The sequence below is a fragment of the Eggerthia catenaformis OT 569 = DSM 20559 genome (assembly GCF_000340375.1).
Lineage (GTDB): Bacteria > Bacillota_I > Bacilli_A > Erysipelotrichales > Coprobacillaceae > Eggerthia > Eggerthia catenaformis.
The window spans coordinates 269,097-290,826 of record NZ_KB446647.1; the positions used below are offsets into that span (position 1 = coordinate 269,097).

Consider the following 21,730-nt stretch of genomic DNA (forward strand, 5'->3'; position numbering starts at 1 on the left):
TACTTTTTAATCATAAATGTTATACTGATATCAGGAGGAAGATATGAAAACATTAATTAGAAATGGAAAAATTATTTTGGAAGATGAAATTATTGAATCTGATTTACTGATTGATGATGATAAGATTCTAGGTTTTCAGAATTCTGATGATGCAAAAGTTATTGATGCCCAAGGACTTTATGTATCTCCGGGATTTATTGATGTTCATACTCATGGACGTAAGGGTGCTGATACTATGGATGCCACCAAAGAATCACTTGAAATCATGAGTAGAGAACATTTAAAAACAGGTGTTACATCCTTTTTACCAACAACAATGACTATGCCTATTGAAGATGTTGCCAGAGCAATGGATGCGATTGGACAGTATAAGGATGAAGTGACCGGTGCTAAAATTATTGGTGTTCATTTAGAGGGACCTTTTATTTCAGCAAAGTATAAAGGTGCTCAACCGGAAAGTGCAATTATTGCCCCTAGTATAGAAAATTATAAAGCACTTTGTCATGGACATGAAGAGTTGGTTAAGAAGATTACTATTGCTCCGGAGCGAGAAGGAGCCTTAGAATTAATTGATTATCTTGCAAAGCATGAGGTTTCTGTTTCTGTAGGTCATAGTAATGCTACTTTTGAAGAAACAGTAAAAGCTATTCATTATGGTGCTAATTCTACAACACATACATATAATGCGATGACTCCTCTTCATCATCGTGAGCCGGGTATTGTAGGTACTGCTATGCTTAATCAAAGACTTTATGCTGAATTAATTCTTGATGGAAAACACGTTAAATGGCCTTCAGCAAGAATTCTGGCAGAGATGAAAGACGATGACAAGCTTGTTCTTGTTACTGATTCGTTAGAGGCGGCAGGAATGCCTGTTGGTGAATATATGCTGGGAGGACAAAAGGTTTTTGTTAAGGATGGACGTGCTGAACTGGAGAATGGAACAATTGCAGGATCTATTGCCGGTATGAATGAAGAAGTCAGACATGCTGTTGAACATTTAAATGTTTCTTTGGTAAAAGCTGTTAATTATGCTTCTAGAAATCCGGCTGATTCTTTAAATAGGAAAGATTTAGGAAGAATTGCACCTGGTGCTAAAGCTGATTTAATTTTCTTTAATGCTAATATTGATATTATGCATACGATGGTTGATGGTATATTGAAATTTTAGGAGCAGTCTATGATTAAATTAGAAAATGAGTTTTTATATGTTGAGATTGAACCGTTAGGTGCTGAGATTTCTAAGATTATAGGTGTTCAGGATCATATTAATTATATGTGGAAACAGGATCCTTCATTATGGGGCCATAGTGCACCGGTCTTATTTCCTATTGTAGGAGCTCTCAAAGATGGACAGACTAGAATTAATGGTCAGACTTATAAAATGAATCAGCATGGCTTTTCTCGTAATAGTGAGTATGCGGTTTTAAGTCAGGATAAGCATCAGGTAATATTACATTTAGAATCTAATGATGAAACAAAATGCATGTATCCTTATGATTTTGATTTAACAGTTACTTATTGTTTGAATAACAATACTCTTGAAGCTATTTTTGAAGTAAAGAATACAAAAGAGAAAGAAATTTATTTTCAGATAGGCGGTCATCCGGCATTTGCCTGTCCTTTTATAGAAGGAGAGGATGCTAATGATTACTATATTGAATTTTCCCAAAAAGAAACAGTCAGTCAGAAACTGATTTGTCCTGCCCGTGGAGGCATGAGCAGAGGGGTATTGCCTTTGCTTGAAAATGAAAGACATTTCTTTATCAGACAGGCTATGTTCAATTCTGATGCTATTGTGATTCCTGATTTTAAGAGTGAATCAATAGCGTTAAAATCTCTATCAAACTCTAAATCAATTGTTTTTCATATGCATAATTTTGATCATGTCGGTATCTGGACAAGTAAACATACGGGAGGTTTATTAGCCATTGAACCATGGGTTGGACATACTGATTATGTTGATTTTAATGGTGAATTTAAAGATAAAGAAAGCATTGTCAGGTTAGAGAAAGGTCAGATATTTAAGGCTGATTTTATCATTGAAATTAATCAATGATATTTCCATAAATGTTATTTACTAATTTCATAAACATCGAATTAAGGCTAAAATAGTTTAGCCTTTTTCTTTGTTTATGTTATAATAATAAAGGTGAATTATTATGAAAAAAATACTTTTAATTTTAGCTATCTTATTAACTGTCGGATGTAGCAGTAAAGATAATGTAAAATCTGAAGAAACATATTCCTTAAAAGAATATCATCAGATTATCAATAAGATTCAATCCGGTTCGGTAACTCCTCATAAACCTTATTTTCAGGCCAGACTCTTTTACTCTTCAATGAACAATTCATATCGTTATGATCTGATTATTGATAAACCTAAAGGGACATATAAGAATATTAAATGCTTATCATACAGTTCTTATAAAAAAGACAGTTATCATCCCAGTTTAGGTCTTTTTGATACTAAACAGTATTCTTTAAAATCTAATTACATTGATAAAGGCAAGTCTTATTATAAAGGCATTAGCTTAAGCGGTCTGGTGACAAAGAAAAGTCCTTTAAAGTGTTATTTTGAATATACTGATGATACAAATCAGAGAAAGCATTTTATCTTTGAGGTTAATTATGAGACTTGATCGATATCTTCATCTTTCCGGACTTGGCAGCCGTAAAGAGGTGAAATCGTTTATTAAGCAAAAAAGGGTAATGGTTAATGATCAGCTAGTCTTAAGCAGTAAATTACATATTAATGAACAGGATACAATAAAGTTTAATGGTAAAACTGTCAGATATCAGCCATTTGTTTATTATATGCTTAATAAACCGGCAGGGTGCTTAAGTGCATCTAGAGATCCATTTGAACTTACTGTTATTGATCTGATTGATGATTATCATGATAATTTGTTTCCGGTTGGAAGACTTGATAAGGATACGACCGGACTGATTCTTATTTCTAATAATGGAAAGCTGGCTCATGCATTACTTTCTCCTAGACACCATGTTAAAAAAATATATGAAGCTTATATATCAGGTAGAATTACCCATGAAGATATTAAAGCATTTAGAGAAGGCATTAAATTAAAAGATTTTAAAACTTTACCGGGAGATATTGAAGTTTTAGAAGAATTTGAGGACCAATCTTATGTTCGTATTACTATTATGGAAGGAAAATATCATCAGATTAAGAGAATGATTAGTTCTAGAGGAAAACAAGTTTTGCAGCTTAAAAGAATCAGCATGGGTCCTTTAATCCTTGATGATGCATTAAAAGAAGGAGATTATCGCTCACTTAGCCAAGAGGAAATTGATAGCCTATTGAGTGAATTTATGATATATTTATAAAAATGGAGGTTTTATGAGGTTAAGAAATAATCCGCAGGCAAATGATAATTTAAAAAAATACCCTGATCTTGTCTATGTTATACCCGAAAATATGAGAGGGAAATGGCATCAATCCTTTGGCAATGATCATCCGATTTCAATAGAAATTGGTATGGGGAAAGGTGATTTTATCATTCATCATGCTCTAAATGAACCTGATATAAATTTCATTGGCCTTGAGAAGTATTCTACTGTAATGGAGAAGGCTTTAAGAAAAGTTTTGAATCATGAGCACTTAAATAATCTTTGTTTAGTGAAAGATGATGCAATCAGACTAGGTGATATTTTTAGTGATCATGAAATTGATAGGATATATCTTAATTTTTCTGATCCATGGCCAAAATCAAGACATGCTAAAAGAAGACTTACATATCAAAAATATTTAGATCTATATAAGAAAATTTTAAAGCCGGGAGGCTCTCTGATTTTTAAGACAGACAATAGAAAACTTTTTGAATATTCACTTGTTTCTATTGCTTCAGATAAAGAATTTATCTGGGATGATGTCTGTCTGGATTTACATCATAGTGATGGCTATGACGATAATATTATGACTGAATATGAACGTAAGTTTTCACCATTTGGTCCTATATATCAATTAAAGGTACATGTAAGGGGGTAATGTTATGAATGAATTAATAGAAATAACATCAGTAGAGGATTATAAAAATGCAATAAAAAACAAATGTATTATGATATTCAGTGCTCAATGGTGCCCTGATTGTCATTTTATGAAAACTTATATTAATGATATTATTAATGAAAATAAAGATTATATTTTTTATTATGTTGATCGTGATAAAATGATTGATCTTTGTATTGATTTAGAAATATTGGGAATTCCTTCTTTTGTTGCTTATAATCAGGGTAAAGAAATAGGACGTTTTGTTTCTAAATTAAGAAAGACAAAAGAAGAAGTACAGATGTTTATTAATGGCTGTGAATAGGAGGATATGATTATGAGTCTTAAGAGCTGGTTTTTTGGAGAAGATGATACTGATGAGGTTGTAGAAAAACCTTATATTGATCCGATTGTTGAACAAAGACGTCAAGAGAAATTCAGTAAGCCGATGCTTTTTGAGGATGATTTTGAGGAAAATGAGACTAAAGGAAGTATTAAGAAAAAAGAAGTAAAGAAAGATCCAAAGCCTATTGAAAAGAAAAAAGAAACTTATCGAATGAGTCAGGTTATTTCCCCAATGTTCGGAATAACTTCTAAAGGAGAAGAAACTAAAACAGAGGAAAAAAATATACCTGTCAAACGGAAAGTTTATAAAAGAAAGCCTGATGGATTCACACAGATCTTATCACCTTTCTATGGACCGGAAGAGGAAGAAGAGATTGTAGCTGTTAAAGAAAAAGAATCTGCTAAATCTAAACTGGCAAAGAAATTAAGAGCTTTTAATGAAGATGCTGAAGACACTTATAAGAACCGTAAAAATCCTGAATTGGATGATATTAATGGGGATGGAAAAGTTATTGATTCAGTTGAAAATAGATTGAGAAATATCGCTTCTTTAACTGATGAGTCACAGGATGATCTGAAGATTATTGAAGAGCGTACCGGCAAGTTTAAGCTTGATTTTAAGAAAGATAATTCTCTTATTGATGAAATTGATGATAACATGAGTCTTGACGAGCTGATGAATCTTTATGAAAAGAAGTTTAAAGATTGATGAAGGGAATAGGCGTTGATATGGTCGATTTGCGTCGGCTGGATATTTCTAATCAAACATTTATTAAGCATATTCTTTCTGATGAAGAATACGCTTATTTTTTAAAGCTCAGTTCAGATAAAAGAAAGCTTGAATTTGTTGGTGGCAGGTTTGCCGGAAAGGAAGCTTATCTTAAAGCTTATCATTTAGGTCTTGGTGGTAAGAAATTTAAAGATATCAGTATTTTGAATAATTTTGATGGCAGTCCTTATTTAAATGATCCTCATGCTTTGATATCAATTAGTCATGAACATAATTATGCGATTGCCTTTGTCCTTATAAAATAAAAAAACTTATTAATATAAAAATAAGGAGGAGTTAATGATATGTATAATCATGTATTTGTAGTAGGGAGAATTGAGAGTCTCCCTGATGAAACAGTATTTGAAAACAATCCTAACAAGGATGCACTTATGATTCTTAGACTGGAACAGCCTTTTCAGGTTGGTGAAAATGAAATTGAATTTGATCTTATTCCGGCTGTGTTATGGAATGGGATGGCGGAAATGGTTAATGGAGCTTGTAAAATTGGCAGTCTTGTTGCTGTTACAGGACGTTTAATTAACTTAAGAGAACAGCCATATTTTAAACAGTTTCCAGTTATTGTATTAAGAGGGGAAAAAGTGGAAATACTTGATAGATTATTAGAAGAGAAAGGATAGTTATGATTGATCAGTCACATATTAGAAATTTTTCTATTATTGCTCATATTGATCATGGAAAAAGTACTTTGGCAGATCGCATTTTGCAGTTGACAGGGACTGTAAGTAATCGTGATTTAAAAGAACAGATGCTTGATGATATGGAGCTAGAAAGAGAACGAGGAATTACTATTAAACTGAATGCGGTTCAACTTACTTATCAAGCGAAGAATGGAGAGTTGTATCTTTTTCATTTAATAGATACACCGGGTCATGTTGACTTTTCATATGAAGTTTCTCGTTCACTGGCTGCCTGCGATGGAGCTGTCTTGGTGGTCGATGCATCACAAGGTGTTGAAGCTCAGACATTAGGAAATGTCTATCTGGCACTTGATAATGATTTGGAGATTCTTCCGGTTATCAATAAAGTAGATTTACCTAGTGCACAGCCACAGAGAGTGATTCAGGAAATTGAAGATGATATTGGGTTATCTGCTCATGATGTACCGCTAATATCTGCTAAAACAGGTTTAAATGTTGAAGATGTACTGGAGCAGATTGTCTTAAGACTCCCAGCTCCGAAAGGAAATATTAATAATCCTACTCAGGCTTTAATTTTTGATTCTTTTTATGATTCTTATCGTGGTGTTATTATTCTTGTCTGTGTAAAAGAAGGCAGTATAAAAACCGGTGATCATATTCATTTTATGGCTACTGATAGTTCTTATGAAGTTACTGAATTAGGAGTCAGAACACCCGCAGAAATAAAAAAAGAGCAGCTTGTAACCGGAGAAGTCGGCTGGATAGCTGCCAGTATTAAAGATATTAAGGATATTCATGTCGGTGATACTGTAACGACACTAGAAAATCCTTCTCATCAGGCTTTGCCAGGATATAGGCATATGAATCCGATGGTTTTTTGCGGGCTTTATCCGGTTGATAATGCTAAGTTTAAAGAACTTCGTGAAGCTTTAGAAAAGATCTCTCTTTCTGATTCATCTTTGGTTTTTGAGCCTGAAACATCACAGGCATTAGGTTTTGGCTTTAGATGTGGATTTTTAGGTTTGCTTCATATGGATGTTATTGAGGAAAGACTGGAAAGAGAATTTAATCTTGATTTAATTGCTACTGCTCCCAGTGTTATCTATCATTGCTATTTAACTGACGGAACAATGATAAAAATAGATAATCCGGCAGCTCTTCCTGAACCTAATTATATCAAGACAATAGAGGAGCCGTATGTTAAGGTTTCGATATTGACCCCTGAAGACTATATTGGCAGTATTATGGAATTATGTCAGGGTAAAAGAGGAGAATATATAAATATTGAATATTTAGATGATACTAGGCGTGAAGTTATTTATAGTATGCCTTTATCTGAAATTATATTTGATTTTTTTGATAAGTTGAAGTCTTATACTAAAGGGTATGCCAGCTATGATTATGAATTATCCGGATATCGCAAATCAGCTTTAATGAAAATGGATATTCTGTTAAATGGTGAGCAGGTTGATGCACTGTGTTCTATTGTACATAAAGATTTTGCTAGGGAAAGAGGACATGCCCTTTGTGTGAAACTTAAAGAGCTAATCCCTTCTCAGCAGTTTGAAGTTCCGGTTCAGGCAGCTTTGCAGGGAAAAATTATTGCCCGTACCAACATCAAGGCCTTGCGAAAGAATGTTTTGGCAAAGTGTTATGGCGGTGATATTTCACGTAAGAAAAAATTGCTTGAAAAACAAAAAGAAGGAAAGAAGCGTATGAAGGCAGTAGGTAGTGTTGAGATTCCACAAGAAGCTTTTATGGCTATTTTGTCTGTGGATGAATAATGTGAGGTGATAAAAATGTTTAATAAGCAGCATATTCGTTTTAAAGGAACTAAAGAAGTTAATCAGGCAATCAAGAATACTTCTGAGAATACTCTTAGCAGACGTTTTTGGATTGTTATAGGTTTTGTGATTGCTGTTTTTTCTATTTATGCCTTACGTTTGTTTGTAATACAGATTTCTAATAATGATTATTATATGACTAAGCTTGAACAGTACAGTACAAATACCTTTACTGTAGATGCTCTGCGCGGAGAAATATCTGACCGTAACTATGAAAAACTTGTATATAATGAGAATGTTATTTGTGCTACTTATTATTCGGTTAAAGATATTAAAGAAGAAGAGATAAAAGCAATGGTTAACTTTCTGATAAAGAACTGTAATGTTGATATTTCTTCTGTAACTACAAGAGAATTAAAAGATTATCTTATCATGAAAGATAAGAACTATGTTGAATCATTAATTACTAATGAAGAAAAGAAACAGCTAAGAGGTCAGGAAGATTTTAATACAAAGTTTTATAATCTGGAGATTGAACGTATTACTGATAAAATATTAAAAGAAAAAATGTCTGAAGATGATATTAAATATTATAAGCTTTTTTATGCTATTAAGTCATGTACATCAGGAAGTGCTGTTTTATTGGAAGGAATTTCAGTAAAAGAGGCTAGCCTGATTGGTGAAAATACTGAACTTTTAAGAGGAGTAAAGGTAACTAGTGACTGGAAGAGAGCTTATACTCATAAGACTGCACTGAAAAGCATTTTAGGTAAGGTTACTACTAAAAAACAGGGGCTTCCAGCTACATTGAAGGATCAGCTTTTAGCACTTAATTACAGTAATGATTCACGTGTTGGCACATCTGGTATAGAGAAACAGTATGAAGATGTTTTAAGCGGAAGTAAAAGTGCTTATCAGCTTCAGTATTCTTCTAATGGCAATCCGATTGTTAAAAAGAAAAGTAATGGAAATAATGGGCGTAATATTCAACTGACTATCGATTATGAGATTCAAAAAAAGCTTTCTGACTATCTTCATAATGAATTGAAAAGTCATTCCGGCGAGCCTTATAATAAGCATATTTATTGTGTCCTTATTGAACCGGCAACCGGTGATATTATTGCTATGGCTGGCAAGCGAAGAATGAATAATGGTGAAATTGTTGATTGGGAATCAGGAAATTATTTAGAAGCATATGAAATTGGTTCTACTATGAAGGCAGCTACTTTATATACATGCTTTAAAAATAACATTATTAAAGCTAATCATTATGAGGCAGATACTGCTGAAGGTATTCAAATTGCGGGAACACCGGCAAAGCATTCATGGAATTTGCGTGGTCTGGGAAATTTAAATGAGGTAACAGCTATGGCTTATTCATCTAACATTTATATGATGAAAATTATTATTAAGCTTGGCGGCGGTGTTTATCGCAAAAATCAGCCTTTAAGAATTAATAATAATGCTTTTACTAAATTAAGAAATGCCGCAGGTGAATTAGGTTTAGGTGTTAAGACCGGTCTTGATGTACCTGCTGAAACACTAGGATATCGAGGATCTAGTAAATTACCAGGTAATTTGCTTGATTTCTCTATTGGTCAGTATGATACCTATTCTCCTATGCAACTAGCAACTTATGCTGCTACTCTTGCTAATGGAGGTGTAAAGGTAAAACCGCATCTTTATAAAAGCTCTTATGTCACTAATGATGAGGGAGAGAGAGTGACATTGCATCAATTTAAAAAGACCGTTGTTGATGATGTTAGTCAGTATAAAACTGCATTTACTCAAATTCAGAAAGGGATGCGAGCGGTTGTAGAGTTTGGAACACCTAGTGGCGGGTTTGCTGGATATCCTTATAAAGTTGCTGGAAAAACAGGTACAGCTCAGGTTGGAAGCAATCAGACAGCTTTTAACCATATATTTATTGGCTACGGACCTTATAATGGTAAGTCCGGACCACAAGTTGCTTGTATTGTTATGGTGGAAATGCAGATCAACAATAACTCTGCTCCAAGAACTTTTAGATATGCTATGGATCTTTATTTTAAAAAATATGGCTATACAGGATAGTTTTAAAAAAAAAGATAGATTTTTATAAATCCGTATGATATGATATGTAAGCAAGCTTATTGGAGGTGTAGAACGTGAGAGAAAATATCATCTATAAATGTACTGAATGTGGTGAAGAAAACTATATCGGTACTAAGAATAAAAAAACTCATCCTAGTAGAATGGAAGTTAAAAAATATTGTCCAAGATGTAATAAAAAGACTGTTCATAGAGAAAAAAAATAAGCTTTAGGGCTTATTTTTTTATAGGAGAAAAGATATGATAAAAAAATTTATTTTAGAGTTCCTTCAGGAAAATTGTTATTTGGTTATTAATAATCACAAAGCTATCTGCATTGACCCGGGATACCCTATTAAACCGGTTATTAAATATCTCAGTGATCATAATATTTTATTAGAAGCTATTTTGCTTACTCATGCTCATTATGATCATATTGCCGGTATTCCTGAATTGATGAATTTTAATAAAGATATAAAAATATATGCTTCATTGGATTCTTCTAAAATTTTAAAAGATCCTATTTATAATCTTTCTAATCAATTTGGCAAAGAATTCAGATATTATGGACATATAGAGCTTTTTAGTGAAAAGATGACTTTTCTGGATCAGTCAGTGCAGATTATTCCTTCTCCCGGTCATCTTTGCGGCAGTGTACTGATTTATTTTGAGAAAGAGAATGCATTGTTTACAGGAGATTCATTATTTAAAGGAAATATTGGACGATATGATTTTCCCGGTTCTTCAATAACTGATATGTCTGATACTTGCTTTATGCTCAGTCAGTTGAAATTTGATGCTACTGTATATAGTGGTCACGGTCCGGAAACAACCCTAAAAATCGAACAGATTGATAATCCATATCTGCAAAACAAATAATTGTTTTGTAGATTTTTTCTTTTTTCTTGAGAAAATTTCTTTTTTTATGGGAATAGTTATATTAGAAGGGATTACAGATTGGAGGAATATGATTGGAAAGTATATGTAGAATAAATGTATCAAATAATGGATATTACGAGGTTATTTGTTTAGATAAAATAAAGATCTCACTATTGAATGAACTGCTTGCAAAAATTGCTTTTGAAATGATTAGAATAACAAAAACAGATGGAAACAAAAACCATATTTGTCTTTCAAAGGAGCGATTTGATTTAGCTAATAAATTAGCTAAAGATGAGACAGAGCTTTCTGACTTTTTCAGGAATCTTTCTTATTCTCCATTTAGTATTGAAATATATGATCAAAGAGAATTAAAAACATCAGTAAGCTTAGAAACTCTAGGAAAAGAAGAATTATTGATTGTTTATATTCTTCTTTGCCGCAAATTCCTCACTCCTCATCAAAGAATAGAATTTATTCATTATTTTATGATCAGTGTTGATAAACTTATTAAAAACTTAGGGTGCTGAATATGGATGAATTATTTGAAATGATATTTTATCATGCTGTCTGTAAAAAAGCTACGGATATTCATTTGAAGCTGGATAAGAAACTTTCCATTGAATTTAGAATATTCGGACAGCTTATACATTATGATGATTTAAATAATGAAGAAGGAAGCAAGCTTATGAATTATTTAAAATATAGATCATTTATTAATGTTAATTATCGTCTTGTACCTCAGACAGGTGCTTTTCATTATTTTATTAATGATCATATTTATTACTTAAGATTATCTTACTTACCGGGACTGCATTTTGAAAGTATGGTTATTAGAATTCTGAATAATCATAATAAGATTACTTTAAATGAATTATCTCAGATTAAAGAATTTACTGATTTCTTAAAGAATATCTGCATAATTAAATCAGGACTGTTTCTTGTTTCAGGTGCTACAGGGAGTGGTAAATCAACTACATTATACGCAATGCTGGATAGACTTATTGATATGGGTGGCAGAAATATTGTGACATTGGAAGATCCGATAGAAATGGAAAAGGAACACTGTTTGCAGATTGAAATGAATGAACTTATAGGAATTGATTATGTCGGTAGTTTAAGACAGATTTTACGGCATGATCCTGATGTTATTATGATTGGTGAAATAAGAGATGAAAAAACAGCAAAACTGGCTATTACAGCGGCATTAACAGGACATTTAGTATTGTCTACAATTCACGCTTCTAATGCATTGCTGGTTATAAAAAGACTCATAAATCTTGGTATTGATAAAGACGATTTGGAAGATGTCTTAATAGGCATTGTTTCTCAAAAAATGAAATATGATTTGGAGTTAAAAAAGGCTTTAATTCTTCCTGAAATGCTTAATCGCAAAGAAATAAAAGATTATTTCAATCGTCGAAAAATAAATTATTTAACTTTTAGAAAAAGCGCTTTGTATCTTATTAAAGAAGAATATTGCAGCAGTTATCTTTTTGAGGAAGAACTTAATGAATAATGATTATCTTTTTCTAGAAAATCTGTATCATCTTTTAGAGCAGGGATACAGTATTCAGGATACATTACTTATTTGTAAAGATATTTCATCTCATAAGGCTATTTCTTCAATGCTGAAGAATATTGATAAAGGTGCGGATTTGAAGCAGGTAATTGCTGATAAGCATCTGTCTAAAGAGTTTATTGAATATTATGAGTTTTTCAGCAAAAAATTAATTTTATCAGATGCTATTAGGAATGCTTTAGATATTTGCAAAAATATTGATAGCACAAAGAAAAAGCTGGTGAGTCAGTTGACTTATCCATTAATTCTTCTGCTTTTCTTATTAATGTTTTCGTTATTTTCTATATTTATTCTGTTTCCTAAGGTTAATGAATTGTTTGTTTCCTTTTCAATATCTTACTCTATTTATTTTCTTATTCTTTTTAATATGATCAGAATAGTTCCGATATTGATCATTCTTGTCTTTACTTCAGTTTTTCTTTTTTTCTTTAGCTTTTTTATATCCTTAAGAAATAAGGATTATATGAAAATAGAAAAATTTCTGCGTATGCCATACTTAAAAAAGTATATACAGAAGTATTTTACTTTAAAGTTTAGTATTTATTTTAATGAACTTCTAAAAGATCAGATTGATACTAATATGATTATTAAATTATTAAATGAGAGAATGACCGGAAGTGATATTAAAATTGTGATCTATGAGATATATTCGTATATTAGTAAAGGTGATTTATTTGAAAATATTATTGAAAATCTTGAATATTTTGATCCACTTTTTATAACTATGTATAAAATGTATCTAAAATCACCAAAGAAAATATGTTCAATGCAAAATTATATTGATATTTCAATAAATCAGATAGAAGAAAAAATTAACCGATTTATAAAATGTTTTATTCCTGCTGTCTATACCTTTGTGGCATTTTTTGTCATAATGACTTACCTAGCTATTATACTGCCAATGATGAATATTATTGGCAGTATCTAAAGATATTATGGAATTAGCCGGTTTACTAAAGCTTTCAGAGCATGACAGTCAGTTAATATGGAATGAGGAATTTGATATAGAAAATATTTTTGATAGTCTTATAGAACATACTGAATATATTTTAAAACTAAGAAAAATTGCTTATTATAGGTTGATTAATCATATTTATTATTTATCAGAATATTTTAAGTATAAAATGAAAGATTATAATGGCTACTTACCGGGATTTTCTCATGAGCTTTATATAGTTATATTCATTGAAAACGGAGTATATTTTATTGGTATAGAAAAGAATACTTTCTATTGGCAGAAATATATGATAATTGCAATTGCTTTTTTGTTAGCACAATTATCTAATAAATCTTCTTATGAGTTTTTATCTACTATGTATAATTTTATTGAAAGTGAGGTTTTATATGTTTAATAAAAAAGGTTTTACTTTAATTGAAATGGTGTTTTGCGTCTCAGTAATTCTTATTATTCTGCTCCTTGTGATTCCTAATGTTACAAGTAAAAATAAGGTTGTGAAGAATAAAAGTTGTGATGCCCAGATAGAAGTTGTCAATAGTCAGATTATCCTATATGAAATAGAGCATGAACATCTACCTACAAGCATTTCTGATTTAACATCCGGATCACATCCCTATCTGACCACTAAACAGACAAAGTGTCCTAATGGAAAATCAATCTATATCAGTAATGGACAGGCATATGCTAAATAATAGAGGCTTTACTTTGATAGAGATGCTGTTTGTGGTTTCTATTATGATTATTATTTCTTCTTTTAGCTTTGTTTATCATAAAAAAACTATTAATACAAAAGAACAGGTGAGTCTGATTTCCGGAATTTTTTATGAAGCGAAAATGAGAGCATTGGTGAATAAAAGAAAAGTAATATGTGAAGTTTATCAGGATAAAATTGTCATGAATGATAATGATTATAAGAAAACTGTTATTTTAAACAAGGGTTATTTTTTCAGGAACAGACATATGTTTTCTTACAATGAGAAAGGTCATATTAAAATTGCAAAAACATTAGTTTTAAGAACACCTTATAACGAAGTACGCTTTGTTTTTCAGGTAGGAAGCGGTGTCTTTTATGTTAAATAATAAAGGATCATCTTTGGTAGAATCATTGTTTGCCTTTATGATTTACACGACTGTATTAGTATTATTTATTAGTCTGATTACGGTTTTAAATCACTCTGTCACTAAGATCAATAGACATCATTTAAAAGGACAACAAAAAGAATTAGAAATTATTGAAAATGGGAGGGATGAAGAATTAAAGATCAAAGAGGTTTTACGCTAATAGAGGTATTATTTTCTTTATCTATTACAATTATTATCATATTCAATGCTTTTACCTTAATAAAAAACACTTATACAGTTCAACTGACATATAATGAAGACTTATCTTTAGGTGCAAAGCAGCTTTCAGATTATCTGCTTGTTTCATCAGTTATTTCCTGTCATAAGGAGCTTACTTGCCAAACTCATGATAATCTGAAGTATACAATTAAGATAGATAATCATAGATTGGTTAAGCAGCCCGGATATGAAATAATTATTGATAATATAGATGATGTCCAGTTTATAAATAGAGATAACTATTTAATAATGAAAATTAAAAGAAATAGTCAGGAGATATCATATCTGATTGGTGATATGTATAAAGCAAAATGAGAATTGTGATAGCTAAAAGCGATAAAGGGAATGTCTTACAAATTACATTGATTATTTATTGTATTCTTCTGTCCTTTGTTGTGATTTATAGTTCCTTTATAATTCAGAAAAATACACTGTATAAATATGAAGATAAGCTTAATCAGCAAAGACAAATAGAAGTTTATATGAAACGTTATTTTATTAAGAAAATTGCTAATTATGATTATTCAAGTGGTCAGGTTGCTGATGTTAGTTATAGAATAAAGGGATTTGAAAATAATAAGGAAATTGAATGTATTTTTCCTAAAATAAGTAAGCACTTAATAATTACGATTGATCAAACAAATTTATCAGTATTAAACTGGCAATGGTGTTAATTAAAAATCTATTTTACAAGAGATTAGTTATTTGTTATAATCTATAAGACTATGAGGAGGAAAACAAAAAATGATTAATGTTGGCGATTTAAGACCGGGAATAACTTTTCAGTATGATGGTAACTTATATATAGTGCTTGAATATTCACACAATAAAACAGCTAGAGCAGCTGCAAATATCAAGGTTAAGATGAAGAATATGAGAACTGGATCAACGACTGAAATCACGTTTGGAAACAGTGAAAAGGTTGCAAGAGCTCATATTGAAAAGCGTAAAATGCAGTATTTATATGATAATGGCGGTATGCTGGTATTTATGGACAATGAGACATATGATCAAATTGAAATCCCTGCAGACCGTTTAGTATGGGAACAAAATTTTATGAAAGCAAGTGATGAAGTTGAAGTAACAAGCTTTGAAGGAGAAATCTTAGGTGTTTCTTTACCTGTTAATGTTCCATTTACTGTTACTGAAACTGAACCGGCAATCAAAGGTGATACTGCTCAGGGTGCCACTAAATTAGCTAAAATTGAAACGGGATATGAAATTAGAGTACCATTATTTATTTCTGAAGGAGAAATTGTATTAGTAAATACTACAGATGGAAAATATGTAGGACGTGCATAATATAATATAAAGAATCATTCATAGAATCATTGAATGATTCCTTTTTATTTCTTGTAATATTTATCAAATTCTTATACAATAGAGATTGAGAGAGGTGTACATTTATGGCAAAGAATGAATATTATACATATAAGGAAAGTCCAATTAATGGAGATATCATGATGAGTATTCAGGTATTTGATATTATCGCAAAACAGGTTATAGCTGAAGATAAAGATGTTAGTCTTGATGCTTCAAAAGGATTTGCAATGCCGGGTACAAAAAAATTAGTCAATTGTCAGATTGAGAATAATGAGGTAAGCATTACTTTACATATTAAGGTAAAATATGGTATTAAAGTCACTAAAAAAACAAAAGAACTTCAAAGAATGATTGCTAATACAGTTAAAGACATGGCTAATGTAGCTGTAAAATCAGTTGATATCTGTGTTGAAAGTATTGATTTTTAAGCGTAATATCATATGAGACATTTATCTGTTAGGATAGATGTCTTTTTCATTACTCTTTTAATGCAGTAATTCCAATTTATAGGATTTTATGATAAAATGAATGAGGTTATAATTGGAGGATTTTTATGGCTAAAACAATACGTCAAGTTGCAAGACAGAAAGCAATCATTTGCGTTTATCAGAATTTGATTGTGGATGCTTCTTGGACTGATATGAAAAATTATATAAAAGCTGATGATCAGCTAATAGAAGGGGCGAGGGCTTATGAATTCTGTATTCAGTTAATAGAAAATGTTCTCAAAAACAAGGATAACTATATTCAGGTTATTGAAAAACAGCTGAAAAAAGGATGGAGTTTTAATCGTCTTAATAAAATGGAGGCAGCTATTTTACTTGTATCTACCAGTGAATTACTTGATTCTGATCTTGATAAAAGCATTGTTATTAATGAGGCTGTTATTAATGCTAAAGAATACTGTGATGAAGATTCTTATAAATTTATTAATGGTGTTCTTAACGATATTGTTTAAATGGAAAGAAAATATTTAAGTGTACATGCTCTTAATAAATATATTAAGGCAGTATTAGATAATGATTATCAGTTGCAGAATCTTTTTATTGAAGGTGAAATATCAAATTATCGTCCTCATGCCAGTGGCCATATGTACTTTACCTTGAAAGATAAATACGCAAGCATTAATGCTATTATGTTTTCTTCATATGCAAAAAAAGTTCCTTTTAAGGTGACAAATGGACTTAAAGTACAAGTAAGATGTCATGTTTCAGTATATGAAAAAACAGGTACATATCAGATTTATATTAAAGATATGAGAGAAGCCGGTATTGGGGATTTGGCTTATCGTTTTGAAATCCTAAAAAAGAAACTGGAGAAGGAAGGATTGTTTGATCAGAATCATAAAAAGAAAATTCCTTCTTTTCCAAGCAGAATTGCTGTTTTATCTGCCAAACAAGGTGCTGCTTTACAGGATGTTTTAAGAACTATAAAACTCAGATTTCCTTTTGTTAATATTGTTATTTTTCCTATTCCTGTACAGGGAGTGGAAGCTTATAAGAAAATTATTGATACTTTAAATTTTGTTGATAAATTACATTGCTCAACAATCATTCTAGCCAGAGGAGGAGGTTCTTTAGAAGACTTGTGGAACTTTAATGAGGAGGATCTTGTTAAATGTATCTATAAGCTGGAAACACCTCTTATTAGCGGTATCGGACATGAAACTGATTTTACTCTTACTGATTTTGTAAGTGATTACAGAGCAGCAACACCAACCGCAGCTGCGGTATATGCAACTCCGGATCAAAAAGAGCTAAAAAAACATCTATACATAACATATAATAAACTTAATAATCTTGTAAAAACATATATAAAAAATAAAAAAATGCTTCTCACGCAATCTGAGAATTATTATATTTTTAAGAATCCGGGTTATTTATATGAGAATGAATTTATTAGATTAGCTGCTTTTAAAGATAAGTTATCTAAGCATGCTCGTCTGACTATTAATGATTGTCATAATGAATTATTTTCTAAAAATGAGCGAATGGGTAATGCAATGAAGAATAGAATACAGCAGGAAAGTATAAAAAAGAATGTTAATGAAGATCGTTTGACTCATTATTTTCAAAACAATCTTATGAAAGTAAAAATGAGTTTTCAGATGTGTATTGAAAAGCTTGATTTAGTGAGTCCTTTAAAAATATTATCTAAAGGTTATTCTGTTGTTAAGAGTGAAGAAAAAATTATTAAATCAAAGAATGATATTCATAAAGATGATATAGTGGATATTCATTTTTATGATGGTACGAAGAAAGCAAAGATTCAATAAGAGGAGTAAGTAGAATGAATAAAAAATATACATATGAAGAAGCAATGAATCGTTTAGAAGAAATAATTTCTATTCTTGAGAAAAACGAAGTTTCTTTAGATGAAAGTATCAAATTATATGAAGAAGGTATAGCTTTGTCTAAATACTGTGATGATAAACTAAAAAATATTGAGGATAGAGTAATTAAAATTTTTGAAGATAATCAGTTAAAATCCTATGAAGGTGAAACAAATGATTGAATTGATTAATAAGAGACTGTATGAGATTCTTAGTCAGTTAAAAGAAGGTAAGGTTAAAGAGGCAATGATTTATTCAACAATGTCCGGAGGAAAAAGATTGCGGGGTTCTTTATTGCTTACTGCTTTACATGCTTATGGAATTAAGTATGATGAGTATCTTGATATTGCCTGTGCTATTGAAATGATACATACTTATTCACTTATTCATGATGATCTTCCTGCTATGGATAATGATGACTTAAGAAGAGGGAAACCATCTTGTCATAAACAGTTTGATGAAGCTACTGCTATTCTTGCCGGTGACGGGCTGTTGAATGAATCAATGAATGTTATTGCCGGTCTTGATGTTGAAGACCATTTAAAAATAGAAATTATTAAACTTTTATTTAATGCTTCTGGAATGAATGGTATGATTTATGGACAGCAGCAGGATATATATTTTGAAAATAAGAGTGCTGATTTATCTGAACTAGAAAATATTCATCATTATAAAACAGGCTGTCTGATAGCTGCTCCTTTACAAATAGCATCAATTATTGCTAAACAGGAAGATTTTAAGCCAATGACTGATTTAGGTTTTCATTTGGGCTTAGCTTTTCAAATACAAGATGATATTCTTGATGTAATTAGTAATCCTAATGAATTAGGTAAAAATACTGGTTCTGATGCAACAAATCATAAGTCTACGTATGTTACTTTTTTAGGGATAGAAAAGTCGCAAAAATATATAACTGAATTGTTTAATAAATGTTTAGAAGATATATATGGATTACAATTAAATCATGGCTTACTTATTGAAATTATTGAGAAAGTCATAAAAAGGGTGAATTAATTTGGATATTAAAGAAATTAAAGATTCTCAATTTCTAAAACAATTAAATATAAAACAGTTGGAAAATCTTTCTTCAGAAATTAGAGATTTTACTATGCATTCTGTTGCAAAAACCGGAGGACATTTTTCAAGTAATCTTGGAGTTGTAGAATTAACTGTAGCTTTGCACTATGTTTTTAATTTTCCAAAAGATAAAATATTATTTGATGTAGGACATCAGGCTTATATTCATAAAATACTTAGCGGTAGAGCTTGTCAGTTTGATACTTTGCGACAATATCAAGGATTAAGCGGATTTCAGAAAAGAAGTGAAAGTCCATATGATATATGGGAGGCTGGACATTCTTCTACTGCTTTGTCAGCAAGTATTGGGCTTGCAACTGCTAGAGATTTAAAAAAATCAGATTATGAAGTTATAGCTTTTGTAGGTGATGCTGCAATTATGAGCGGAGAGTCATTTGAAGCTTTGAATTATATAGGCAGCAGTCATACTAAAGTTATTATTATTTTAAACGATAATAATATGTCTATTACAAAAAATGTTGGAGGATTATCTGATTTTTTATCTGATGTTAGAGTTTCTAAAGGCTTTAAGCGTGCTAGACAGAATTATGTACATTTCTTATCTAAAACAAATGCCGGCAAGAAAATATATGAGGCAACCAAGAAAATGAAGGATGCATTAAAGGATAAGGTATTAGATGATACATTGTTTTCTCATTTTGGTCTTGATTACATAGGTCCCATTGATGGACACAATATGAATGATCTTATCCAAGCATTAAGTACTGTAAAAGATATAGATCATAGCGTTGTATTACATGTTAAAACGATTAAAGGTAAAGGATATCCTAAAGCAGAAAAAGATAAGATTGGCTTATATCATGGTGTATCTTCATTTAATCTTGATGAAGGGATTTTACCTTCCTATTCAAAGAATGAACAGACATGGAGTCAGGCAATTAGTCAGCATTTACTATACATGATGACCAATTATAATGATATCTGTGCTGTTACACCTGCAATGATTACCGGAAGCTGTTTGAATAAAGTATTTGAGAAGTATCCTGAACGCTGTTTTGATGTAGGTATTGCGGAAGAACATGCAATGACGTTTATAGGTGGTCTATCAATTGGAGGCATGTTTCCTTTCTTAAGTATTTATTCATCTTTCTCTCAAAGAGCTTATGATCAGCTAAATCATGATATTGCCAGAATGAATATACCTTGTTTGATTGGTATTGATCGTGTCGGATTAGTAGGAGAAGATGGTTCTACGCATCACGGAGTATTTGATTTAGGATTATTTATGCCTTTACCGAATGTAGTTATTATGGTACCGTCAAATCAGTTGGAAGCTGAAGCGATGATGAATACAGCTTATCGATTAAGGGATAAACCCTATATTATTAGATATTCAAAAAGCACCTTAATGAGACTCCCTGTTCATAATGATCAGATTATGAAAATAGGGCAATGGAAAAAGGAACTTTATAGTGAAAATAATTCTGTTACTATTATCACATATGGTGATAGTGTTAGTAAAATAAGAAAAGCTGCTAATGAAAATAATTACAGAATTAATCTTATCAATGCATTGTTTTTAAAACCTATTGATTATAAATTGCTAGAAGAAATAAAAGAGACTAAAATTATTGTTTATGAAACAGTAATGAAGAAAGGATCGTTAGGAGAGGCAATTGCTTATTATTATGCTAATAAGCAGAATTCTGTTAATATGCATTTTATAGGATTAGAGGATCATTATGTAGCACATGGATCAGTTGAAGAGCTAATGAATCAAGAAAAAATAAGTCTTAATGATTTATATAGTCTAATTAAAGAGGTAGTAAATGAGTAAAGAAAGAGTTGATATTCTCTGTGTAGAGCAGGGGCTATTTGAATCAAGAGAGAAAGCCAAAAGAGCTATCATGGCTGGAATAATACATGATGACCATCAGATTCTTGATAAACCCGGAATAAAAATAGAAAGACAGACAAAATTATCTATTAAAGGGGAACAATTTAGATATGTCTCACGTGGCGGTTTGAAACTTGAAAAAGCTATTCATTATTTTAATATTTACCTTAAAAATAGAATAATGCTTGATATTGGTTCATCTACTGGTGGATTTACTGATTGTGCACTCCAAAATGGTATTTCTTTAGTCTATGCATTAGATGTTGGAACTAATCAGTTAGCATGGAAACTAAGAAATCATCCTCAAGTTATTGTGATGGAAAAAACAAATTTTCGTTACAGTAGATTAGAAGATTTTAAGAATGGAAAGCCATCTTTTGCTTCTATTGATGTCTCTTTTATTTCTTTAAGCCATATTTTTCATCCATTAAAAGATATTATCTCATTGGATGGTGAAGTTATTGCTTTAATTAAACCACAATTTGAAGCAGGAAGAGAATATGTAGGAAAAAAGGGAATTGTTAGGGATAAAAATGTCCATATTGAAGTTATTAAAAAGGTATTAAAATTTGCTGCGGAAGATTCTTTTTATTGTCATGGATTAACATTTTCACCTATTACAGGCGGAGAAGGGAATATTGAATTTTTAGCCTATTTTAAATTAGAAGAAAATAAGAATATTAATATAGATATAAAAGAAGTTGTAGAGCAGGCACATTTTAATTTTGAAAGGAAGTGATT

Annotated in this window: 30 protein-coding genes; all 30 read left to right on the plus strand. The window is 31.0% G+C overall.

Translation table 11 applies throughout. The annotated features are described in order from the left end of the window. Window positions 1-43: 43 nt before the first annotated feature. The 30 genes from nagA to HMPREF9943_RS03925 all read left to right on the plus strand — a co-directional run bounded on the left by nagA (window position 44) and on the right by HMPREF9943_RS03925 (window position 21,728). Window positions 44-1,171, plus strand: a complete 1,128-nt coding sequence (nagA, locus tag HMPREF9943_RS03785; RefSeq protein WP_004802172.1) for an N-acetylglucosamine-6-phosphate deacetylase — start codon at window positions 44-46, stop codon at window positions 1,169-1,171. A gap of 9 nt (window positions 1,172-1,180) precedes the next feature. Next, entirely contained in the window at window positions 1,181-2,059 is an 879-nt protein-coding gene (locus tag HMPREF9943_RS03790; protein ID WP_004802174.1) for an aldose 1-epimerase family protein, read from the plus strand. A gap of 103 nt (window positions 2,060-2,162) precedes the next feature. After that, a complete protein-coding gene (locus HMPREF9943_RS03795; protein ID WP_004802176.1) occupies window positions 2,163-2,642 on the plus strand; it encodes a hypothetical protein in 480 nt (159 codons plus the stop codon). Beyond that, complete coding sequence (locus tag HMPREF9943_RS03800; protein WP_004802179.1) at window positions 2,632-3,348, plus strand: pseudouridine synthase; 717 nt, start codon at window positions 2,632-2,634, stop codon at window positions 3,346-3,348. Before HMPREF9943_RS03795 ends, HMPREF9943_RS03800 begins: the two co-directional genes overlap by 11 nt. Before the next feature lie 13 nt (window positions 3,349-3,361). After that, window positions 3,362-4,009, plus strand: a complete 648-nt coding sequence (gene trmB / locus HMPREF9943_RS03805; RefSeq protein WP_004802180.1) for a tRNA (guanosine(46)-N7)-methyltransferase TrmB — start codon at window positions 3,362-3,364, stop codon at window positions 4,007-4,009. Between the two features lie 4 nt (window positions 4,010-4,013). Continuing rightward, window positions 4,014-4,334 carry a thioredoxin family protein gene (locus tag HMPREF9943_RS03810; RefSeq protein ID WP_004802183.1) on the plus strand — a complete coding sequence of 107 codons (321 nt, stop codon included), beginning with the start codon at window positions 4,014-4,016 and terminating at the stop codon, window positions 4,332-4,334. A 12-nt stretch (window positions 4,335-4,346) separates the two neighbouring features. Continuing rightward, complete coding sequence (locus HMPREF9943_RS10050; RefSeq protein WP_004802184.1) at window positions 4,347-5,063, plus strand: hypothetical protein; 717 nt, start codon at window positions 4,347-4,349, stop codon at window positions 5,061-5,063. Next, window positions 5,063-5,389 (plus strand): holo-ACP synthase, encoded by a 327-nt coding sequence (locus HMPREF9943_RS03820; protein WP_004802186.1) that lies wholly within the window; start codon window positions 5,063-5,065, stop codon window positions 5,387-5,389. The genes HMPREF9943_RS10050 and HMPREF9943_RS03820 overlap by 1 nt, the downstream gene beginning before the upstream one ends. Window positions 5,390-5,428: 39 nt before the next feature. After that, a complete protein-coding gene (locus HMPREF9943_RS03825) occupies window positions 5,429-5,764 on the plus strand; it encodes a single-stranded DNA-binding protein (protein ID WP_004802188.1) in 336 nt (111 codons plus the stop codon). A 2-nt stretch (window positions 5,765-5,766) separates the two neighbouring features. After that, complete coding sequence (lepA, locus tag HMPREF9943_RS03830) at window positions 5,767-7,569, plus strand: translation elongation factor 4 (protein WP_004802189.1); 1,803 nt, start codon at window positions 5,767-5,769, stop codon at window positions 7,567-7,569. Window positions 7,570-7,584: 15 nt separating this feature from the next. After that, on the plus strand, window positions 7,585-9,642 hold the full coding sequence (locus tag HMPREF9943_RS03835; protein ID WP_004802191.1) for a peptidoglycan D,D-transpeptidase FtsI family protein: 2,058 nt from the start codon (window positions 7,585-7,587) through the stop codon (window positions 9,640-9,642). A 74-nt stretch (window positions 9,643-9,716) separates the two neighbouring features. Next, complete coding sequence (rpmG, locus tag HMPREF9943_RS03840) at window positions 9,717-9,866, plus strand: 50S ribosomal protein L33 (RefSeq protein ID WP_004802193.1); 150 nt, start codon at window positions 9,717-9,719, stop codon at window positions 9,864-9,866. A gap of 34 nt (window positions 9,867-9,900) precedes the next feature. Further along, a complete protein-coding gene (locus HMPREF9943_RS03845; protein WP_004802196.1) occupies window positions 9,901-10,518 on the plus strand; it encodes an MBL fold metallo-hydrolase in 618 nt (205 codons plus the stop codon). A gap of 92 nt (window positions 10,519-10,610) precedes the next feature. Beyond that, on the plus strand, window positions 10,611-11,048 hold the full coding sequence (locus HMPREF9943_RS03850; protein ID WP_004802199.1) for a hypothetical protein: 438 nt from the start codon (window positions 10,611-10,613) through the stop codon (window positions 11,046-11,048). A gap of 2 nt (window positions 11,049-11,050) precedes the next feature. Further along, complete coding sequence (locus HMPREF9943_RS03855) at window positions 11,051-12,037, plus strand: ATPase, T2SS/T4P/T4SS family (RefSeq protein WP_004802200.1); 987 nt, start codon at window positions 11,051-11,053, stop codon at window positions 12,035-12,037. Then, on the plus strand, window positions 12,030-13,028 hold the full coding sequence (locus tag HMPREF9943_RS03860; protein WP_004802202.1) for a type II secretion system F family protein: 999 nt from the start codon (window positions 12,030-12,032) through the stop codon (window positions 13,026-13,028). Before HMPREF9943_RS03855 ends, HMPREF9943_RS03860 begins: the two co-directional genes overlap by 8 nt. Next, the gene (locus tag HMPREF9943_RS03865) at window positions 13,015-13,452 is read left to right on the plus strand and encodes a hypothetical protein (protein ID WP_040402591.1); all 438 of its coding nucleotides are present in this window, start codon (window positions 13,015-13,017) and stop codon (window positions 13,450-13,452) included. The genes HMPREF9943_RS03860 and HMPREF9943_RS03865 overlap by 14 nt, the downstream gene beginning before the upstream one ends. Next, a complete protein-coding gene (comGC, locus tag HMPREF9943_RS03870) occupies window positions 13,445-13,750 on the plus strand; it encodes a competence type IV pilus major pilin ComGC (RefSeq protein WP_004802205.1) in 306 nt (101 codons plus the stop codon). The genes HMPREF9943_RS03865 and comGC overlap by 8 nt, the downstream gene beginning before the upstream one ends. Then, complete coding sequence (locus HMPREF9943_RS03875; protein ID WP_004802208.1) at window positions 13,740-14,138, plus strand: prepilin-type N-terminal cleavage/methylation domain-containing protein; 399 nt, start codon at window positions 13,740-13,742, stop codon at window positions 14,136-14,138. The genes comGC and HMPREF9943_RS03875 overlap by 11 nt, the downstream gene beginning before the upstream one ends. Then, a complete protein-coding gene (locus HMPREF9943_RS03880) occupies window positions 14,128-14,340 on the plus strand; it encodes a hypothetical protein (RefSeq protein ID WP_004802209.1) in 213 nt (70 codons plus the stop codon). The genes HMPREF9943_RS03875 and HMPREF9943_RS03880 overlap by 11 nt, the downstream gene beginning before the upstream one ends. Further along, on the plus strand, window positions 14,340-14,714 hold the full coding sequence (locus tag HMPREF9943_RS10465) for a competence type IV pilus minor pilin ComGF (RefSeq protein WP_425244742.1): 375 nt from the start codon (window positions 14,340-14,342) through the stop codon (window positions 14,712-14,714). Before HMPREF9943_RS03880 ends, HMPREF9943_RS10465 begins: the two co-directional genes overlap by 1 nt. 5 nt (window positions 14,715-14,719) lie before the next feature. Beyond that, the gene (locus HMPREF9943_RS03885) at window positions 14,720-15,073 is read left to right on the plus strand and encodes a hypothetical protein (RefSeq protein ID WP_155957272.1); all 354 of its coding nucleotides are present in this window, start codon (window positions 14,720-14,722) and stop codon (window positions 15,071-15,073) included. Between the two features lie 70 nt (window positions 15,074-15,143). Further along, the gene (efp, locus tag HMPREF9943_RS03890) at window positions 15,144-15,701 is read left to right on the plus strand and encodes an elongation factor P (protein ID WP_004802212.1); all 558 of its coding nucleotides are present in this window, start codon (window positions 15,144-15,146) and stop codon (window positions 15,699-15,701) included. Between the two features lie 104 nt (window positions 15,702-15,805). Then, window positions 15,806-16,150 (plus strand): Asp23/Gls24 family envelope stress response protein, encoded by a 345-nt coding sequence (locus HMPREF9943_RS03895; RefSeq protein WP_004802214.1) that lies wholly within the window; start codon window positions 15,806-15,808, stop codon window positions 16,148-16,150. A gap of 125 nt (window positions 16,151-16,275) precedes the next feature. Continuing rightward, window positions 16,276-16,680 carry a transcription antitermination factor NusB gene (gene nusB, locus HMPREF9943_RS03900; protein WP_004802215.1) on the plus strand — a complete coding sequence of 135 codons (405 nt, stop codon included), beginning with the start codon at window positions 16,276-16,278 and terminating at the stop codon, window positions 16,678-16,680. After that, on the plus strand, window positions 16,681-17,997 hold the full coding sequence (gene xseA / locus HMPREF9943_RS03905) for an exodeoxyribonuclease VII large subunit (protein ID WP_004802218.1): 1,317 nt from the start codon (window positions 16,681-16,683) through the stop codon (window positions 17,995-17,997). 14 nt (window positions 17,998-18,011) lie between these two features. Then, window positions 18,012-18,236: an exodeoxyribonuclease VII small subunit gene (gene xseB, locus HMPREF9943_RS03910; RefSeq protein WP_004802219.1), complete on the plus strand. Its 225-nt coding sequence runs from the start codon at window positions 18,012-18,014 to the stop codon at window positions 18,234-18,236. Continuing rightward, complete coding sequence (locus tag HMPREF9943_RS03915) at window positions 18,229-19,068, plus strand: polyprenyl synthetase family protein (RefSeq protein ID WP_004802221.1); 840 nt, start codon at window positions 18,229-18,231, stop codon at window positions 19,066-19,068. The genes xseB and HMPREF9943_RS03915 overlap by 8 nt, the downstream gene beginning before the upstream one ends. A 1-nt stretch (window position 19,069) precedes the next feature. Next, on the plus strand, window positions 19,070-20,929 hold the full coding sequence (gene dxs / locus HMPREF9943_RS03920; RefSeq protein WP_004802223.1) for a 1-deoxy-D-xylulose-5-phosphate synthase: 1,860 nt from the start codon (window positions 19,070-19,072) through the stop codon (window positions 20,927-20,929). Next, the gene (locus tag HMPREF9943_RS03925) at window positions 20,922-21,728 is read left to right on the plus strand and encodes a TlyA family RNA methyltransferase (protein WP_004802224.1); all 807 of its coding nucleotides are present in this window, start codon (window positions 20,922-20,924) and stop codon (window positions 21,726-21,728) included. Before dxs ends, HMPREF9943_RS03925 begins: the two co-directional genes overlap by 8 nt. Window positions 21,729-21,730 lie beyond the last annotated feature (2 nt).

Bases quoted from the DNA above. Each gene is read 5' to 3' on its own strand.
- xseB (WP_004802219.1), top strand. From the start codon at position 18,012: ATGAATAAAAAATATACATATGAAGAAGCAATGAATCGTTTAGAAGAA.
- HMPREF9943_RS03790 (WP_004802174.1), top strand. From the start codon at position 1,181: ATGATTAAATTAGAAAATGAGTTTTTATATGTTGAGATTGAACCGTTA.
- HMPREF9943_RS10050 (WP_004802184.1), top strand. From the start codon at position 4,347: ATGAGTCTTAAGAGCTGGTTTTTTGGAGAAGATGATACTGATGAGGTT.
- HMPREF9943_RS03915 (WP_004802221.1), top strand. From the start codon at position 18,229: ATGATTGAATTGATTAATAAGAGACTGTATGAGATTCTTAGTCAGTTA.
- HMPREF9943_RS03800 (WP_004802179.1), top strand. From the start codon at position 2,632: ATGAGACTTGATCGATATCTTCATCTTTCCGGACTTGGCAGCCGTAAA.
- HMPREF9943_RS03895 (WP_004802214.1), top strand. From the start codon at position 15,806: ATGGCAAAGAATGAATATTATACATATAAGGAAAGTCCAATTAATGGA.
- lepA (WP_004802189.1), top strand. From the start codon at position 5,767: ATGATTGATCAGTCACATATTAGAAATTTTTCTATTATTGCTCATATT.
- HMPREF9943_RS03875 (WP_004802208.1), top strand. From the start codon at position 13,740: ATGCTAAATAATAGAGGCTTTACTTTGATAGAGATGCTGTTTGTGGTT.
- HMPREF9943_RS03795 (WP_004802176.1), top strand. From the start codon at position 2,163: ATGAAAAAAATACTTTTAATTTTAGCTATCTTATTAACTGTCGGATGT.
- HMPREF9943_RS03835 (WP_004802191.1), top strand. From the start codon at position 7,585: ATGTTTAATAAGCAGCATATTCGTTTTAAAGGAACTAAAGAAGTTAAT.
- xseA (WP_004802218.1), top strand. From the start codon at position 16,681: ATGGAAAGAAAATATTTAAGTGTACATGCTCTTAATAAATATATTAAG.
- HMPREF9943_RS03820 (WP_004802186.1), top strand. From the start codon at position 5,063: ATGAAGGGAATAGGCGTTGATATGGTCGATTTGCGTCGGCTGGATATT.
- HMPREF9943_RS03810 (WP_004802183.1), top strand. From the start codon at position 4,014: ATGAATGAATTAATAGAAATAACATCAGTAGAGGATTATAAAAATGCA.
- nagA (WP_004802172.1), top strand. From the start codon at position 44: ATGAAAACATTAATTAGAAATGGAAAAATTATTTTGGAAGATGAAATT.
- nusB (WP_004802215.1), top strand. From the start codon at position 16,276: ATGGCTAAAACAATACGTCAAGTTGCAAGACAGAAAGCAATCATTTGC.
- comGC (WP_004802205.1), top strand. From the start codon at position 13,445: ATGTTTAATAAAAAAGGTTTTACTTTAATTGAAATGGTGTTTTGCGTC.
- HMPREF9943_RS03880 (WP_004802209.1), top strand. From the start codon at position 14,128: ATGTTAAATAATAAAGGATCATCTTTGGTAGAATCATTGTTTGCCTTT.
- trmB (WP_004802180.1), top strand. From the start codon at position 3,362: ATGAGGTTAAGAAATAATCCGCAGGCAAATGATAATTTAAAAAAATAC.
- HMPREF9943_RS03860 (WP_004802202.1), top strand. From the start codon at position 12,030: ATGAATAATGATTATCTTTTTCTAGAAAATCTGTATCATCTTTTAGAG.
- HMPREF9943_RS03825 (WP_004802188.1), top strand. From the start codon at position 5,429: ATGTATAATCATGTATTTGTAGTAGGGAGAATTGAGAGTCTCCCTGAT.
- HMPREF9943_RS03845 (WP_004802196.1), top strand. From the start codon at position 9,901: ATGATAAAAAAATTTATTTTAGAGTTCCTTCAGGAAAATTGTTATTTG.
- HMPREF9943_RS03925 (WP_004802224.1), top strand. From the start codon at position 20,922: ATGAGTAAAGAAAGAGTTGATATTCTCTGTGTAGAGCAGGGGCTATTT.
- efp (WP_004802212.1), top strand. From the start codon at position 15,144: ATGATTAATGTTGGCGATTTAAGACCGGGAATAACTTTTCAGTATGAT.
- HMPREF9943_RS03855 (WP_004802200.1), top strand. From the start codon at position 11,051: ATGGATGAATTATTTGAAATGATATTTTATCATGCTGTCTGTAAAAAA.